This window comes from Pseudomonas izuensis (assembly GCF_009861505.1).
Classification (GTDB): Bacteria; Pseudomonadota; Gammaproteobacteria; order Pseudomonadales; family Pseudomonadaceae; genus Aquipseudomonas; species Aquipseudomonas izuensis.
In genome coordinates this window covers 164,349-178,775 of sequence record NZ_WTFT01000022.1, presented here as the reverse complement: position 1 = coordinate 178,775, position 14,427 = coordinate 164,349, and the positions used below count along the sequence as shown (strand labels likewise).

General features: G+C 59.4%; 12 protein-coding genes. 7 read left to right on the top strand and 5 right to left on the bottom strand.

Annotation, left to right across the window (positions count from 1 at the left end; translation table 11 throughout):
* Positions 1-259 precede the first annotated feature (259 nt).
* The 3 genes from GPL81_RS19605 to GPL81_RS19595 are packed head-to-tail and all read right to left on the bottom strand — an operon-like array spanning position 260 to position 2,404.
* Positions 260-1,192, bottom strand: a complete 933-nt coding sequence (locus tag GPL81_RS19605; protein WP_160108048.1) for a FecR family protein — start codon at positions 1,190-1,192, stop codon at positions 260-262.
* A gap of 37 nt (positions 1,193-1,229) precedes the next feature.
* On the bottom strand, positions 1,230-1,775 hold the full coding sequence (locus GPL81_RS19600; RefSeq protein WP_160108047.1) for an RNA polymerase sigma factor: 546 nt from the start codon (positions 1,773-1,775) through the stop codon (positions 1,230-1,232).
* Entirely contained in the window at positions 1,772-2,404 is a 633-nt protein-coding gene (locus GPL81_RS19595) for an STN domain-containing protein (RefSeq protein ID WP_281355065.1), read from the bottom strand. Before GPL81_RS19595 ends, GPL81_RS19600 begins: the two co-directional genes overlap by 4 nt.
* Positions 2,405-2,682: 278 nt before the next feature.
* Between GPL81_RS19595 and GPL81_RS19590 the strand changes: the two genes are divergently transcribed.
* Positions 2,683-2,991 carry a hypothetical protein gene (locus GPL81_RS19590; protein WP_246218949.1) on the top strand — a complete coding sequence of 103 codons (309 nt, stop codon included), beginning with the start codon at positions 2,683-2,685 and terminating at the stop codon, positions 2,989-2,991.
* A gap of 129 nt (positions 2,992-3,120) precedes the next feature.
* Here GPL81_RS19590 and GPL81_RS19585 read toward each other — a convergent pair whose 3' ends face one another.
* Positions 3,121-3,561: a carboxymuconolactone decarboxylase family protein gene (locus GPL81_RS19585; RefSeq protein ID WP_096511089.1), complete on the bottom strand. Its 441-nt coding sequence runs from the start codon at positions 3,559-3,561 to the stop codon at positions 3,121-3,123.
* 205 nt (positions 3,562-3,766) lie between these two features.
* On the opposite strand from GPL81_RS19585, the gene pdxR reads away from it, so the two are divergent.
* The 4 genes from pdxR (at position 3,767) to GPL81_RS19565 (ending at position 7,280) form a co-directional block, all read left to right on the top strand.
* The gene (gene pdxR / locus GPL81_RS19580) at positions 3,767-5,200 is read left to right on the top strand and encodes a MocR-like pyridoxine biosynthesis transcription factor PdxR (RefSeq protein ID WP_096511087.1); all 1,434 of its coding nucleotides are present in this window, start codon (positions 3,767-3,769) and stop codon (positions 5,198-5,200) included.
* A gap of 124 nt (positions 5,201-5,324) precedes the next feature.
* Complete coding sequence (locus GPL81_RS19575; protein ID WP_096511085.1) at positions 5,325-5,618, top strand: antibiotic biosynthesis monooxygenase family protein; 294 nt, start codon at positions 5,325-5,327, stop codon at positions 5,616-5,618.
* A 312-nt stretch (positions 5,619-5,930) separates the two neighbouring features.
* On the top strand, positions 5,931-6,341 hold the full coding sequence (locus GPL81_RS19570; protein ID WP_160108044.1) for a cupin domain-containing protein: 411 nt from the start codon (positions 5,931-5,933) through the stop codon (positions 6,339-6,341).
* A 228-nt stretch (positions 6,342-6,569) separates the two neighbouring features.
* On the top strand, positions 6,570-7,280 hold the full coding sequence (locus tag GPL81_RS19565) for an ATPase (protein WP_160108043.1): 711 nt from the start codon (positions 6,570-6,572) through the stop codon (positions 7,278-7,280).
* Between the two features lie 171 nt (positions 7,281-7,451).
* Here GPL81_RS19565 and GPL81_RS19560 read toward each other — a convergent pair whose 3' ends face one another.
* Positions 7,452-12,347: an NAD-glutamate dehydrogenase gene (locus tag GPL81_RS19560; protein WP_160108042.1), complete on the bottom strand. Its 4,896-nt coding sequence runs from the start codon at positions 12,345-12,347 to the stop codon at positions 7,452-7,454.
* Positions 12,348-12,844: 497 nt separating this feature from the next.
* On the opposite strand from GPL81_RS19560, the gene GPL81_RS19555 reads away from it, so the two are divergent.
* The gene (locus tag GPL81_RS19555) at positions 12,845-13,198 is read left to right on the top strand and encodes a hypothetical protein (RefSeq protein ID WP_160108041.1); all 354 of its coding nucleotides are present in this window, start codon (positions 12,845-12,847) and stop codon (positions 13,196-13,198) included.
* 267 nt (positions 13,199-13,465) lie between these two features.
* Positions 13,466-14,425 carry an AAA family ATPase gene (locus GPL81_RS19550; RefSeq protein ID WP_096511076.1) on the top strand — a complete coding sequence of 320 codons (960 nt, stop codon included), beginning with the start codon at positions 13,466-13,468 and terminating at the stop codon, positions 14,423-14,425.
* Positions 14,426-14,427 lie beyond the last annotated feature (2 nt).

Sequence of the window (14,427 nt, the reverse complement as noted above, 5' to 3'; positions counted from 1 at the left end):
CACAACAGCACCCCCCCACAGAGACAACCACTTCCCCCCACAAGGGATTGGGGGGTATCTGCCAATGGCAGGTCGGCTGTCAGGCCGCCTCCAGACTGTAGGAGCGAGCCTGCTCGCGATGGATTTCCAGACAACGTGGTCATGCAGACAGCACGCGTTATCGTTGACGTCCATCGCGAGCAAGCATTGCTCCCACAAGGGATTGAGTACATTCGCAAGGGTCAGGCCGCCTTCGCGAGCAAGCTTTGCTCCCACAGCCCTAGCTGAGCACCACAACGCCGCCCGGCAGTTCCGTGCACTTGACCCCGTAGGCATCGCGAATCAACAACGCCACACCCGCCAGTTGATCCAGGCTGAATCGCGCCTGCACCTTGCGTTTACCCAGTTCGCTGTTGAGCAACAGCAACATGCCGGGGCGGTAGCGGTTGATCTCATCGATCACCGAAGACAAGGTGGCGTCGTTGAACACCAGTATTTGCTGGCGCCAGGCGATGACCGTCGCGGTGTCGACGGCTTGCGGCGTACCGACACGCTCGGCGTTCCAGATCAGTTGCCGACCCGGCCCGACCAAAATACGACGACCCAGGACATCCGCCTCCAACATTCCCTCCAGACAGGTAAGGCACACGTTCCGATCGGTATTACGCAGGTTGAACCTGGCCTCGGTTGCGCTCAACCATCCCGTCCCCGCCCGTACCTTGAGTGGCGTTTGGGCGCTAGTGCGCACTTCCACTTCACCGCTGAGCAACTCCAGGTAACGGTCGCCATCCCCACGGTTGATACGCGTCTGGGTATTGAGCTCCAGACTTACACCATCAGCCAGATCGACGCGCCGTTGCTCGCCGACTTGCGTGACGTAGTCCGCCCCCAATCCGGAAAAGCCTCCGGGCACCGTTGCGCGAACCAGAAAAAACGCCGCTGATGCCGCAATGGCGGCGCCCAGAAAGGCTCGACGTCCCAGATGCCGTGGTGCCTGCAACTGTTGCGCGGCGGGTTGCAGTTGCTGCCACAACACCTTGCTCTGCTCGAATGCGCGAGCATGCTCGGGGCTTTGTGCGCACCACTGGCGCAAGGCTTGCGCATCGGCAACGGTCGCCCGGCCCGAGGTCAGAAGGAGCAACCAGTCCCGGGCTTCACTGTCGAGCCGGTCCTGAGGCGTCATCTCAACAGAGGACATACGGAATATGTTCAAGCGCGGGGATACTCACGGATTATTCTGGGCTCTTCTATCAAGACTGTTTTCCCGCACCGGGACCGAACCGCTGAATCACTTTTCTTTCCAGACGCCCGGCGCAATGGGTCAAAGCGGCTTTGATTTCCTTCTCGACCATGCGTGTCGAAATCCCGAAACGTTGGGAAATTTCCAGATGCGGCGCCTCTTCAAGGCGTGCGGCAATGAAGATCTTGCGCCGACGTGCCGGCAGTTCATACAAGGCGCTGACCAGCAAATGGACTTCCCTCTGCCCGCCTACCACCCGCGCCGGATCGAGTGCGTCATCAGATACCTGCAACAATTCCTCCACTTCGCTGCCGGTGAGCAACCGGGCATCCGCCTGACGCCTGTCCGCGGCAACATTGAGGGCCATGCGATAGAGGTAGGCACTCGGTTGAGCAATATCCGGCGGGACTTCCATGCGGTCGACCCGCAGCCAGGTTTCGTGCAGCACATCGTTGGCCAGATCTTCGCAGCCAAGACGCCGGCGCAACCGCGCCTTGAAATCGTCATAGGACCTTAGAAACAGCCTGACCATCGAACTTTTCCCGGTGTCTTTCATCCCCCGGAAACTCCTTTCCTCGGTGTGCATTCCATGCGTTTCCCTGAAGACTCCGGCAGCAAAAGCAGGGTGACCGGTTGGGCGACAGAGCCAGGCACCGGGCGTTCGATATCAAGGTTACGTAAACTTTCCACCAGCGCGGCGTCGCGCTGCACATCCCCGGTAGAGCTGACCAGACGGCTGTGTTGAACCACACCGTCACGGCCGATCCACAACTGTAAAAGTGCCCGAAAACTGCCCGGCCGGATTAATGCTGAACGGCACAGCCGGCGTTCGATAGCCGTTTGAATCGATGTCGCATAACTACTGCCAAGCCGTTGCGCCTCCTTTGCAGATGGCGTAGTTGACGCTGGCACCTCGGTCACCCGGGCCGCTTGCAAGGTGAAGGCGTCCGCTCTGGCGTACCGGACCATCAGCCCGCTGCCGCTGAGCATCAGGCTCAGGCCATCGGTAGCGCTGAAACGCCCATTGACCGCGATCGAGCGCCGACCGCGGGTCAACTCACGATCCACGAGAACAGCCATACCGGTCGATCGACTGAACTGTTCAAGCGCGCTGTTCAGTGCCTGCGCCGGAATGTCCAGCTCCCGGGTTGCGCGCGCATCAATAGTGCCGGCCACCACGGTCATCCCCATCGACCAAAACAGCAACACCAGACAAGCCCGGCGAACTGCGGTCAATGAAATCTGGCGCCCGTCCCTGGTTCGGCCTCGCTGCACGGCTGAGCAATCCCTGAAAACCGTCATCCTGATGGCTGTGTATGAACCTGATGTGACGGACGGTGCAAAAAAACCATCACGAGACCGTCAGTCGCTTTGCTCTAGACTCAGGCATGCGCGGCCCCCCAGGGCCGGCCAGGAGGCCATCAATGAATACTCGATTGAACGTGGCAGCAGGCTCGCTGCTGATGATCGGAATATCGCTGGCGCAGGCTCAAGAGCCGCTCGGCTGTGTAGACGTCTCTGTCGGCGGCTACAGGGCGCCGGACTACAGCTGCCTGAGTCAGCAAATGGGCAACAACCCCCAAGGGGCGGCCGCTGCACGGAACAATCAGGAAGGCATGAACGTGCCAATCGACAAGCGACCGCCGAACCAGCTCGGCCTGGCGACCCCGGCGGCCACCAGTACGCGCATGGGCAATACGTTCGGCACATCGGTCAAACCCCAAAGGCCCGCCAGCACACCCGCAACCTCGCCGTTGCTAATGGGTCAATAAACAGGAGTGCTTTGCAGGAGCTGGCTTGCCAGCGAAGGATCCGAGAACGACGCGTCTAGCCCGGCAAAACGCGTAATCGTTCGCGATCATCGCTGGCAAGCCAGCTCCTACAATGTCGAGAGGCTTTATTCAGGTACTCGGGCTTTGCCGAAAGCTCACGGCCAAACGATTCCAGCTATTGATGGTGGTCACGGCAATGGTCAGGTCCACCAGTTCACCTTCGCTGAACTGCCCCCGCGCCTGTTCGTAGACGTCGTCGGGCACAGGGTTTTGCGAGAGCAATGTCACCGCCTCGGTCCAGGCCAGGGCTGCGCGTTCGCGCGGGTTGAAGAAGTTGCTGTCGCGCCAGACTACGATGGAATACAGACGTCGGTCAGTCTCGCCGAGGCGCCGGGCATCCACCGAGTGCATGTCCGTACAGAACGCACAACCGTTGAGCTGCGACGCGCGGATCTTGATCAGGTGCAACAACGCCGGTTCGATGCTCAGACTGCTGGCCAGGGCCTCCATGGCGATCATCGCTTTCATCGCTTTGGGTGAAGCGCTGTAGTAATCCAGGCGGGGGTTCATGGAGCGACCTCGGGCAGCGATGATGTGCTCTAACGGTAGTGGCTGATGCGTTTATGTTACAGATCCAATTCTGCGGATTTTCCATGGACCACCCGGCACCAGACCAATTGACGGTTTTTGCGCCACGCAACTTCTGCATGACAGCCGGATGAGGGTAATCTGGCGCGACGCACACGCGCCTCAATTGCTCCGGAGCTTGGCCGGTATGGAACTACACGTTGTCATCAATGGACGCAAGGATCTGGCGGGCCAGTTGTACAACCAACTGCGCAGCGCCATCGAATCGGGTCGTCTGGCCGCCGGGACGCAGCTCCCGCCCAGCCGCTTGCTGGCCGAGCAGCTGGGCATTTCGCGCAAGACCATTTCCGATACCTACGCCCAACTGACCTACGAGAATTTCCTCACCGGGGTGATCGGCAAAGGCACGTACGTCAACGCCCGGACCTCTAAAATCGAGCGCAAGCAGAGCCATTGCGACCTGGCCGGTTTCGAAGTGATCGAATCCTGGCGCAACCTGCCGGTGTTTTTACGTCACCCGACGCTGGAAGGCTCGCTGCGCTATGACTTTATCGGCGGCGCCACCAGCAAGGGCCAATTCCCCCAGGACGATTGGCGACGCTGTACCTCCCACGCCTTGCGCCAGATCGCCGCGTCGAAGGGTTTTTACAGTCTGGCCGAAGGTTTACCGGCACTGCGCAATGCCATTGCGCGGCACATCGCGTTTTCCCGCGGGGTCAATTGCCAGGATGAGGATGTGGTGGTGTGCAATGGCGCCCAGCAAGCCCTGGACCTGATCTCCCGCGTGCTCACACGGCCCGGCAGCATCGTGGCCATGGAAGACCCCGGCTATCCACCGGCACGCCTGCTGTTCGGCACCCACGGTGCCACGGTGATCGGCGTTCCGGTGGATGCCGAGGGCATCCAGGTGGACAAGATCCCCCTTGGCACACGGCTGATTTACGTCACCCCTTCGCACCAGTTTCCCCTGGGCATGCCCATGAGCCAGGAACGGCGGGTAGCGCTGCTGGCCAAGGCCCATGAACTGGGGGCAATCATCATCGAGGACGACTATGACAGCGAATTCCGCTACGAAGGTCGACCGACGGACTCGCTGCAAAGCATGGATGAGCGCGGGATCGTCGCCTACGTCGGGACCTTTTCGAAAACCCTGTTGCCGGAGCTGCGCCTGGGTTATGCGATTCTGCCGCCAGCGATCCTCGAAGCGGTGGTGCGTGCCAAACAGCTCACCGATCTGCACACCTCCACCCTGCCCCAATGGGCGCTGGCCAAGTTCATCGCTGAAGGCTGCCTGCTCAAGCACATTCGCCGCTGCCATACGATTTATGCGGGCAGACGTGACCGGATCCTGGCGCGCATGGCCGGCGATCTCTTCCCCTGGCTTGATGCAGTGCCGACCAGGGCCGGTTTTCACATGGTGGTGTTGTGCAAAGTACCGATCGACGTGCCACTGGTGATCGAACTGGCGAAAAAAGTTGAAGTCGGGCTCTATGCCATCGACAGCTTTTACTACCAGCAAGCGCCCCAGGCCGGGTTTTTCCTCGGTTTTGGCGCCATCGAGACCCTGGACATCGACATTGCCCTGGATCGTCTGAGGGACATTTTGCAACAAGTCGCCTGACGGATTGGACTGCGGCTTTATCCGGCGATTGGCTATTGGTGGTCCGGGGGTACGGGCCTATCCTGCATAAGCGTTATCCCTCAATGAGCAGGATTCGTCCGGCCTGATTCAGGAGTGTGAGCCAATGTCCTACAAAGTGATCAATACCGTAAAGGTGCAGGCCGTCGCCGGCCGCTCGGATGAACTGGGTAAGCAATTGCAAAAGATTGTCGATACCCTGCGCGAACTACCGGGCTGTGACTCCTATATGGTCGACCGCTGCCCTGAGGACAGTAACCGCTGGACCGTCAGCGCCCACTGGCAATCGGAAGCGGCGATGCAATCGCATTTCAACAGCCCTCAAGTGCAAGGCTTCATCGACCTGATCGATTGCCAACTGGCCAATGCCGTCGACTTCAACAGCTTTCCCATCCGCTAACTCCCTGTAGGCGCTGGCTTGTCGGATCGCCGCACCGCAGCAAAAGCGGCGCATCTGGCACACCGCGTCGCCTGGTTCGCCAGCAAGCCGGCTCCTACAGAACCGTATCCAATCCGCTGTTCCCTGTAGGAGCTGGCTTGCCAGCGAAAGCGGCGTGTCTGGCACACCGCGCCGCCGGGTTCGCCAGCAAGCCGGCTCCTACAGGCAACGTGATGATTGGTCCCCTGTCCTTCCCGAACATTGGCTGTTTGATTGCCCCCCGTAGCGCACTAGATTGGTTCCTGACCACTCATCCACCGCAGGTAATGAACCATGAACGTTTTGCGCTTCTGTGCCGCTCCCCTTGTTGCCCTGACCCTGGCCGTTTCCACCTCGGCATTTGCCCATGACCCATCGGAAAAGGTCACGATATTGCAGGATCAAATGCTGAAAAACGTACCGGGCAAAAAGGCCTTGATGATTGAAGTCGACTACAAGCCCGGCCAATCGTCCATTGCCCACAAGCACGATGGTACAGCCATGGCTTACGTCCTCGAGGGGTCCATTACGTCCCAGGTAAAAGGTGAGAAAGAAGTAACCTATAAGGCGGGTGAGTTCTGGTATGAACCGGCCGGTTCCGAGCATTTGGTGTCGAAAAACGCCAGCACCACCCAGCCTGCCAAGTTGCTGGTGTTCATGGTCTTGTCGCCGGACGAGAAAGTGTTGATCCCTTTGAAAAACTGATCGATGAACGTACAGCCATAAATAAAAAGGCCCGAATGATCGTTTCGGGCCTTTTTATTTCCTCGGGTAATTAACGAGACGCCTTTACTGCAAACGAAACTATTGGCCACTTGAGAATGGCAGATATTGACTGTTTTATTGCACTGTTCACGGTTTAGTCTGAGGGTACTGCCGGCTGGTACCGGCCAATCAACTTTCCGACTGATGTTGTTTCACCGGAGAAACACCATGAAACTTGCGCTAGTCAGTACGTTTACACTTACCGCCTTATTAACCGGTTGTTCAATCCCCACCGCACCTTCCGCGGTTTCTTCGCTGGACGGTATCTTCAGTCAACCGGTAGGTCGCAGCAGTGCAACCCGCGTTCCCAATGGGGCCAATGTTGCCCTGGGCGTGGTGTACAGCCGCAATACCCAGGCCAATCGCGCCTATCTGCAGGATTACCAGGCCAATGCCGGTACCGGCTTCGGCCAGAGCCTGCTGGTTCAGTCGATTCACGACGCCTACGTAGCCACCTCCAATCCGGACCTGGCCGTGGATGGGGTCAAGGCCTCGTTGCAACGACAGTTCGGCTCGGTCACGGTGTATCCGGACATGCAAAGCCTCAAGGCCGCCAGACCAGACGTCGTTGCGGTGATCGATAGCCGCAGTCAACTCATCACTTCGCGCAGTTCTGATATCGAGGCGAATGTCAGCGCGGATTTCTTCGACAGCAACTTCAACTACATTGGTACTGCACGCGGGCATGATGCAAAAGCACTCAGCCCGGTGTGGGCGGACTATAAGCGCAGTGAAGAGATAGTTGCCGATATAAACGAACAACAGAATGTGCAAGTAAGGGCACTGCAGAAGTTTGACCAGTCGCTCAGTAATTTATTGACCAGTCCGTCAAATAAAGTGTCGATGATTGATAATAAAACGGGCATGAAGTTGTATTGATATCAATGCTCCCATCGCGAGCAGGCTCGCTCCCACATTAGTTCTTTGTTCGACGCAAAACCAATGTGGGAGTGAGCCTGCTCGCGATGGGGCCAGAACTGACACCATAAAAACATCAGGCAAAAAAAACCCCGCATTTCTCAATGCGGGGCTTTTTCATTCAACGCCTGATCAGGCGGCCGGTTCCAGCTCTTCACTGGTCGCGGCAGCCGCGGCAGGCACTACCGCCTGACCGCTCAACGCCACGTCCAGCAACTCACGGTTGGCCACCGCGTACATGGCGTAGTCCGTGCCACTGGCGGCGCGGATTTCCACCAGCATGGCGCGCCAGCGCTCGATCGTGCTTTCGTGCTGCGCCATCCAATGCACCAGGCGTGTTTCCACATCCTGGGTGCCGCCGCCCTGTTGCAGGACGGAAATGGTGATCGCACGTTGCTGCCAGTCGACGTCATCGCGGAACGCTTCACGGGCCAGGGCCTGCCAGTTGTTTTCAACCGGCAGAGCGCTGATCTGTTGCAGGTACCAGGTGATGTCCAGCGCGCTGCCCACGGCGAAGTAGGCCTTGGCCACGTCCGCAGGGTCCTGGCCGGTCACGTCGGAGGCCTCGATGATCGGCAGCAGCGTGTACAGGTGCGTGGTGCCTGCAACCATGCGCGCCAGCAATTCAGGTACGCCAGCCGCGACGTAGGCCTGATAACGGGTCTGCCAGGTCTCGCGGATCTCGCCACTGAGCAGCTCGTCGAGCTTGAGACCCAACGCCGCCAGGTGCGGACCGAAGTGCGCGACGTCACGGGCAGCGTTCTGCTCGTTGCGACGGGCACGCAGGAACCAGCGTGTGGCGCGACGGCCCAGACGCATCAGCTCATCCATCAGCTCCAGTTGCACGTCGGCGGAAACCTTGTAGTCCAGGTTTTCAATCTGACGGAACCAGTGCGGGAGATGGAAGATGTCACGCACGATCACGTAGGCGCCGGCCACGTTCGCCGGGCTCATGCCGGTCGACTCTTTGAGTCGTTGAACGAAGGTGATGCCCATGTGGTTCACCAGATCGTTGGCGATCTGGGTGCTGACGATTTCGCGCTTCAGACGGTGACGACGCATGGCAGCGGAGAACTTGCTCACCAGGGTTGGCGGGAAAGCGGTTTCCATGTCGCGGGTCAGGTAGTCGTCGTCCGGCACCAGGGAGCCCAGCAACTGCTCCTTGAGGTCGATCTTGCTGTAGGAGATCAGCACCGACAGCTCTGGACGGGTCAGGCCATGGCCTTCAGCGACGCGCTCGTTGATTGCGTCTTCGGCCGGCAGGAACTCGATGGCGCGATCCAGCTTGCCGCGACCTTCCAGATCGTTCATCAGGCGCTTGTATTCAGCGATTCGTGGCAGGGCACGACGCGCCGCCAGGGACAGGGCCTGAGTCTGCTTGTAGTTGTTGCCCAGCACCAGGTTGCCGACTTCGTCGGTCATGCTCGCCAGCAACTCGTTACGCTGCTTGGCGGTCATGTCACCGGCCTGAACCACTTCGTTCAGCAGGATCTTGATGTTCACTTCGTGGTCGGAGCAGTCTACGCCACCGGCGTTGTCGATGAAGTCGGTGTTGGAACCACCGCCATTGAGACCGAACTCCACACGACCCAGTTGGGTCATGCCCAGGTTACCGCCCTCGCCCACGACTTTGCAGCGCAGTTCGTTGCCATTCACGCGCAGTGCATCGTTGGCCTTGTCGCCGACATCGGCGTGGCTTTCGCTGCTGGCCTTGACGTAAGTACCGATACCACCGTTCCACAACAGGTCCACCGGTGCCTTGAGCAAGGCATTGAGCAGTTCGGTCGGGGTCAGTTTGTCGGCCTTGATGTCGAAGCGCTCTTGCATCTGCGGGGAAATCGCGATGCTCTTCGCGCTGCGGGAGAAGATCCCGCCGCCTTCGGACATGATGCTGGTGTCGTAATCCGACCACGCCGAACGTGGCAGGTCGAACATGCGCTGACGCTCGGCGAAGCTGCTTGCCGGATCCGGATTCGGGTCGATGAAGATGTGCATGTGGTTGAATGCGGCGACCAGTTGCAGCTTGTCGGACATCAGCAAGCCGTTACCGAACACGTCGCCGGCCATGTCGCCGACGCCCACCACAGTGATGCTGTCTTCCTGGACATTAATGCCGCGCTCGCGGAAGTGGCGTTGTACGCCAACCCACGCGCCCTTGGCGGTGATGCCCATTTTCTTGTGGTCGTAACCGGCCGAACCACCGGATGCGAACGCGTCACCCAGCCAGAAACCGTAGTCGATGGCGATACCGTTGGCGATGTCGGAGAAGGTCGCAGTGCCCTTGTCCGCGGCAACCACCAGGTACGGGTCATCGTCGTCATGCCGCACGACGTTGGCCGGCGGCACCAGGGCGCCGTCTTTCAGGTTGTCGGTGATGTCCAGCAGACCCGAAATGAAGATGCGGTAGCAGGCGATGCCCTCGGCCGCGATCTCGTCCCGGCTGCCGCCCAACGGCAGGCGACGTGGCAGGAAACCACCCTTCGCACCCACCGGCACGATCACCGAGTTCTTCACTTGCTGGGCTTTTACCAGGCCCAGGACTTCGGTACGGAAGTCTTCTTCACGGTCGGACCAGCGCAGGCCGCCGCGAGCGACGTTGCCGAAGCGCAGGTGCACGCCTTCGACGCGCGGCGAGTAAACGAAGATTTCGAACTTCGGAACAGGCTTCGGCAGTTCAGGGATCAAGTGCGGGTTGAACTTGAAGCTGAAGTACGACTTGTTATGGCCGTTGGCGTCGGTCTGATAGAAGTTGGTCCGCAGGGTGGCCTTGATCAGGTCCAGGTAGCGACGCAGGATACGGTCTTCGTTGAGCACCTGGACGTCGTCCAGAGCGGCAAGAATCGCGTGTTCCAGACGCTGCTCGAGGTCGTCGCTGCTTAATTTTCGCGCCAGGTAGAAACGGGTCTTGAACAACCGGGTCAACTCGCGAGCGATGTCGGTGTGGTTGTTCAGGGTGCTGGCGATGTAGCCCAGGTCGAAGCCCAGGCGGATCTGCTTCAGGTAACGGGCGTAGGCACGCAACAACGCCACGTCGCGCCATGGCAGGCCGGCGGTCAGTACCAGGCGGTTGAACGCATCGTTTTCGGCATCTCCACGCACGATGTGGACGAACGCGTCCTGCAAGGTGTCGTTGAGTTGCTGGATGTCCAGGTCCAGGCCTTCAGCGGCCGTGAACGCGAAATCGTGAATCCAGAACTCGCGGCCGTTGTTGTGACGCAGGCGATACGGGAACTCACCCAGCACACGCAGGCCGAGGTTTTCCAGGATCGGCAGGACGTCGGACAGTGCCAGCGGGGTATCGGCGTGGTACAGCTTGCAATGCAGCTCACGCTGGCCGGAGACCTGGCCCAGTGGCTGATAGAAGCTCATTACCAGTGGGTTTTTGGCACTCAGGTTCAGCAGGTGCTGCATGTCGACCACGGCCGAATGCGCTGCAAAACGCTCGCGGTAACCGGCCGGGAAGCCTTTCGGGAAGTCGGCCAGCACATTGGTGCCCTGGGCTTCGCCGAAGGTTTCGACCGTCAGTGCCGAGTAATCGTCCTGCCAGCTGCGGCAGGCCTGGATCACTTCGTTTTCCAGCTGCAGCGGGTCGATGTCGAGGCGGTTTTTCGGGTCGACGCGCAGGATCAGCTGCACGCGGGCCAGCACGGACTCGGAGAAGAAGGTCCAGAACTCGCAATCCGAGGCTTTCAGGCGATCCATCAGCACTTGCTGGATCTTCTGGCGTACTTCGGTGGAGTAGATGTCACGCGGCACGTAGGCCAGGCAGTAGCAGAAGCGGCCATACGGGTCTTTGCGCAGGAACACGCGAATCTTGTTGCGCTCCTGGATCTGCACGATCGACATCACGGTGCTGAACAGCTCGTCCACCGGCGTCTGGAACAGGTCGTCGCGCGGCAGCACTTCGAGTACCTGCGCCAGTTCCTTGCCCAGGTGAGCCTTGGCCTGGAAGCCGGAACGGTGTTCGATCTCGGCAACCTTGCGGCGGATGTATGGAATGGCGCGCACGCTCTCGCCGTACACCGACGAGGTGTACAGGCCCATGAAACGGCATTCCTTGATGATCTTGCCGTCGGCGTCGATTTCACGGATCGAGACATAATCCGGGTAAGCCGGACGGTGCACGCGACTCGGGTGCGCGGCTTTGGCGAACGTCAGCAGCTTCGGCTCGCGCAGGTAGTTCACGGCGTAGTCTTCGATGCGCAGGTCATCGTAGGTCATGCCGGCACGCAACAGCCTGGTCAGGCCAAGGAACGAGTTCTGGTCGTAGACGATGTGGCCGCCATCGGGCTCATCGCTAACCGTAAACTCTTCATAGCCGAGGAAAGTGAAGTGGTTGCCCACCAGCCATTCCAGGAAGCTCTTGATTTCGCTCTTTTCGTCGGCATCGACGGCAAACCGGCTGTTGTCCAGATTGGTCAGGATTTCCTGGACCTTGGTTTTCATCGGTTCGAAATCACCAACCGCCACACGCACTTCAGCGAGCACTTGCTCCAGCTCTTTGGTCAGCACGTTCAGTTCGGCGGGATTGGCGCAACGGTCGATTTCCAGGTACATCAGCGACTCGTGCAGAACGTCGTCGCCCTGGGTGCCTTTAGGCAGGATTTCCAGCAACTCGCCCTTGCTGCCGCGGCGTACGCTCAGCACGGTGGTTTGCAGGGTGTGGATGCTGTAGCCGCGACGGTTCAGCTCGGTACGCACCGAATCCACCAGGAATGGCAGGTCGTGGTGCAGTACTTCGACCGCGGTGTGGGTCGACTGCCAGCCGTGACGTTCGTAATCGGGGTTGTAGACGCGCACCTGCGGTTGCGCATGATCGAAGCGCTCAAGCAGGCGCCACGCAGAAAGGGTACAGCCAGCGAGATCGGACAACCGGCGCTGGGTCAGTTCGTCCAGGGAAATGATGCCGAAGAATTGTTCAGCGAACAGCGCCACTTGTGGCAGTGCCTGTTCACTGATGTGCTGCGCCAGTGCCGCTTGCAGTTGGTGCTGGAAGTCGGCTTTGCTGGCTGCGGTGAAGAACGCCATCTGTGGTACTCCGCTTGGGCTTGTTATTGATGGAAGCGTCGCGTGCAAAACCCCTGTCAGGGGCTACCCGTCACCCTGTTCCTGATTCTCGGGCAGAGGAAACAGGGTGACAGGTGGGTGAAGCTGGACGAGACACTCGGGTCACATTCACCTTCCATGAATGGGCATCTGCAAAAACGACTGGGCTGCGGGCAGCGCAATGCCTTTACAGGTGCTCATCCGTTGCGCAGCTTAACGAGTGCGGCAAGGCCCGTGCTTGCGATGCTGCGACATATTCGGTCAACGGTATGCAGCTTGAGGGTGGGGCATCGAACAACACTAGCACTCACAGGGGAAAATGGCGGCTTTCCGTCCGGTTGCGGTACTTCCGTACCAGAAATGACTCGTAACACGCTGTAATGGGGTGTGTGGCTCCTACAGGCAAGCAGAAATTCACCGGGGCTGGCAGAATTGCCTTTTGTTCGTCTTCATTACGCTCGTCGAGCCAGGAATCAACCATGCAAATGACCACCGCCCTCTTGATCGTCAACCCGTGCGACGACGAGGAAGACAACATGGCCATGCTCTGCTGCCACAGCGACAAGGGCGACATGTTCCTGATGACCCGTTACCCGGACGAGGACGAGCTGGAAATCACCCTGGACGGCGAGCCTTCGACCCTCGATGGCGTGAAAGTCACTCTCAGCCCTTCCCTGCTGAAGATCGAAATCGCGGCGGCGGATGCCGATGCGTTGAATGGGGATGATGTGCTGGAGATCACCTTCAACCCGGACATGGTGGACATGGCTGAAGTTGAGCTGACCTTGAAGAATATTCTCGATGGTACTGGCACCTTTATCAGCCAGATTTGAGGTGTTTGATCCGGCCTCATCGCGAGCAGGCTCACTCCTACATTGACGGTGTACGACGTTCAATTGTAGGAGTGAGCCTGCTCGCGATGGGGCCCGCACAGCCACCCAATCCCCCCCTGTTACCAGAATCCAACATTTTCCCCAATCATTTCCCGCACTTTGCACAAAATGCCGTTAGTCGCCGCCCCCCGCGATGGATTAAAGTAACGCCCCCAGCCCTGGCGTTATACGAACGTCTTCGGCCACCTTCTCCAGGAACAGTCATCGATGGAACATCGTGAAGCGCTGCTCGCGCTGCGAACCTTTCTTTCAACGCAGATTCTCGGCCAGGAAAAGCTCATCGAGCGCTTGCTCATCGCCCTGCTTGCCGACGGCCATATGCTGGTCGAGGGCGCTCCTGGTTTGGCCAAAACCAAGGCCATCAAAGAACTTGCCGAAGGCATCGAAGCCCAGTTCCATCGCATTCAGTTCACCCCCGACCTGTTGCCTGCCGACATCACCGGCACGGAAATCTATCGCCCGGAAACCGGCAGCTTCGTGTTCCAGCAAGGTCCGATCTTCCATAACCTGGTGCTGGCGGACGAAATCAACCGAGCCCCGGCCAAGGTTCAGTCGGCGCTGCTCGAAGCCATGGGTGAGCGTCAGGTCAGTGTCGGGCGCAGCACTTATGAGCTGTCGCCGCTGTTTCTGGTGATGGCCACGCAAAACCCCATCGAGCAGGAAGGCACCTATCCGCTGCCAGAAGCCCAGCTCGACCGTTTTCTGATGCACGTGAAAATCGGCTTCCCGGACGCCGCTGTCGAACGTCGCATCCTGCAACAGGCCCGTGGTGAAGCCCTGAACGGCGAAACAAAACCCGAGCGCCGGGTCAGCCAACAGGCGATTTTTGCCGCACGCAAGGAAATCCTCGGCCTGTACATGGCCGATGCCGTGGAGGAATACCTGGTGCAACTGGTCATGGCCACGCGCAATCCGGGCAAATTCGACCCGGAGATGGCCGAGTGGATCGCCTATGGCGCCAGTCCACGCGGCTCCATCGCCCTGGACCGTTGCGCGCGCGCCCATGCCTGGCTCGCCGGACGCGATTTCGTCAGCCCGGAAGACATTCAGGCCGTGCTGTTCGACGTGTTGCGCCACCGCATTATTCTGTCCTTTGAAGCCGAAGCCGCCGGTATCGACCAGGACCGGGTGGTCCAGCGGATTCTCGACGTCGTAGCCGTCGCTTGACC

Bases quoted from the DNA above. Each gene is read 5' to 3' on its own strand.
- GPL81_RS19600 (WP_160108047.1), bottom strand. From the start codon at position 1,775: ATGAAAGACACCGGGAAAAGTTCGATGGTCAGGCTGTTTCTAAGGTCC.
- GPL81_RS19595 (WP_281355065.1), bottom strand. From the start codon at position 2,404: ATGACCGTGGTGGCCGGCACTATTGATGCGCGCGCAACCCGGGAGCTG.
- GPL81_RS19590 (WP_246218949.1), top strand. From the start codon at position 2,683: ATGATCGGAATATCGCTGGCGCAGGCTCAAGAGCCGCTCGGCTGTGTA.
- GPL81_RS19585 (WP_096511089.1), bottom strand. From the start codon at position 3,561: ATGAACCCCCGCCTGGATTACTACAGCGCTTCACCCAAAGCGATGAAA.
- pdxR (WP_096511087.1), top strand. From the start codon at position 3,767: ATGGAACTACACGTTGTCATCAATGGACGCAAGGATCTGGCGGGCCAG.
- GPL81_RS19575 (WP_096511085.1), top strand. From the start codon at position 5,325: ATGTCCTACAAAGTGATCAATACCGTAAAGGTGCAGGCCGTCGCCGGC.
- GPL81_RS19570 (WP_160108044.1), top strand. From the start codon at position 5,931: ATGAACGTTTTGCGCTTCTGTGCCGCTCCCCTTGTTGCCCTGACCCTG.
- GPL81_RS19565 (WP_160108043.1), top strand. From the start codon at position 6,570: ATGAAACTTGCGCTAGTCAGTACGTTTACACTTACCGCCTTATTAACC.
- GPL81_RS19560 (WP_160108042.1), bottom strand. From the start codon at position 12,347: ATGGCGTTCTTCACCGCAGCCAGCAAAGCCGACTTCCAGCACCAACTG.
- GPL81_RS19555 (WP_160108041.1), top strand. From the start codon at position 12,845: ATGCAAATGACCACCGCCCTCTTGATCGTCAACCCGTGCGACGACGAG.
- GPL81_RS19550 (WP_096511076.1), top strand. From the start codon at position 13,466: ATGGAACATCGTGAAGCGCTGCTCGCGCTGCGAACCTTTCTTTCAACG.